The organism is Clostridium sp. AM34-9AC, from assembly GCF_003480225.1.
GTDB lineage: Bacteria > Bacillota > Clostridia > Lachnospirales > Lachnospiraceae > Acetatifactor > Acetatifactor acetigignens.
This window is the reverse complement of record NZ_QUIU01000006.1, coordinates 66,698-68,027: the sequence shown is the minus strand read 5'-3', so window position 1 is coordinate 68,027 and position 1,330 is coordinate 66,698. Positions and strand designations below refer to the sequence as shown.

Here is a 1,330-nt window from a genome sequence, read left to right as displayed (position 1 = left end):
AGACCTAACATTCTGTTAGAGTTCATAGCTGTAAGATTGTGTTGTACTACCATAATAATTTACCTCCTTGTATTACTGCCCAATTCCTTTTGCGGCAGTGTGCGTATCTGTATTGTTATTGAGAAATCCTTTTCTCCCAGATACTTGTTGTTAGTTTTTATAGTAACCGGAGTAGGAGCTTCCCTGTCGGGCCCTGACAGAGCCGCTCTTCCTCCGGTTATTACCATATGAAATTATTTGTCCGCATTTCCCTTTGTGATGATCACATTTGACTTCTTGCGGTACTTCTCCGGGTGCTCTTCTTCCGCATAATATTTAGGAAGCTTCGCTCTCTCCTCCGGATCTGTGATCTGGTTTTCTAATACCGTGCTTCGCACGATGTTCACCTCTCTCGGTGCATCGATCATGATACGGAGATGATTCTTGGTTCCTCCCAGGAAGACGATCTTAATATTGTCATTGATCATCAGGTATTCTTCCGGACTAACGGTCAGACGCAGCATATTGATAACCTCCTTGTTTTAATTCAGCCTTCCTTGCCTGCTGGTTTGCACTGATGCAACATTTTATTATGGAATGTTGCATTATCCTAATTCATTTATTCTTTCAAGGAGGCCATTATGAGCACGACACAACCTATCCGCAGCAAACAGCTTTTACACGATTTCAAAGATTACTACCTTACCAAACAGCCCAACTCCCGGAATTACACTCTCATCCTGATCGGTCTGAACACTGCTCTCCGCATCAACGACATCCTTCATCTCACCTGGGGAGATGTCTATTGCACAGGACACAGCCGCTTTTACACCCATCTCCTCATCACGGAGAAAAAAACGGAAAAAGAAACCAGAATCCTGATCAACAGAGAACTTCAGAAAACATTACTGTCCTACCGGAAAACACAGCCTTCCATAGCCGACACAGACTACCTCTTCCCCAGCCCCAGAAAAGCCGAATCCCCACTCTCCCGATACCAGGCCTACCGCATTGTCCGTAAGGCTGCTGAAGCCGTAGGAATCGAAGACGTGATCCGGTGCCATTCCCTGCGGAAGACCTTCGGCTACCATGCATGGAAAATGGGAACTCCGCCCGCATTGCTGATGGAGATTTACAATCATTCTTCTTTTCAGATCACAAAACATTATCTGGGGATTGAACAGGATGACAAAGATGCCGTATTTCGTGACATACAGCTATGACATACGGCTTGCATAATTGCTATTATGATATGAAAGTAACGTATTAACGATTTTTACAAAAAAGGCTAAAGTTTTCCCATGGTCAGCCGAAATATGTAGTGCAAGACAAAATGCAACATTCCATAATA

At 44.0% G+C, this 1,330-nt stretch carries 2 protein-coding genes; one reads left to right on the top strand and one right to left on the bottom strand.

The window, feature by feature from the left end; genetic code table 11:
- Nucleotides 1-233 precede the first annotated feature (233 nt).
- The gene (locus DW835_RS05165; protein ID WP_022313558.1) at nucleotides 234-503 is read right to left on the bottom strand and encodes a carbon storage regulator; all 270 of its coding nucleotides are present in this window, start codon (nucleotides 501-503) and stop codon (nucleotides 234-236) included.
- Between the two features lie 117 nt (nucleotides 504-620).
- Between DW835_RS05165 and DW835_RS05160 the strand changes: the two genes are divergently transcribed.
- Nucleotides 621-1,202 (top strand): tyrosine-type recombinase/integrase, encoded by a 582-nt coding sequence (locus DW835_RS05160; RefSeq protein ID WP_118730793.1) that lies wholly within the window; start codon nucleotides 621-623, stop codon nucleotides 1,200-1,202.
- Nucleotides 1,203-1,330 lie beyond the last annotated feature (128 nt).

Excerpts from the sequence above, each read along its gene's own strand:
- DW835_RS05165 (WP_022313558.1), bottom strand. The coding sequence starts at position 503 with ATGCTGCGTCTGACCGTTAGTCCGGAAGAATACCTGATGATCAATGAC.
- DW835_RS05160 (WP_118730793.1), top strand. The coding sequence starts at position 621 with ATGAGCACGACACAACCTATCCGCAGCAAACAGCTTTTACACGATTTC.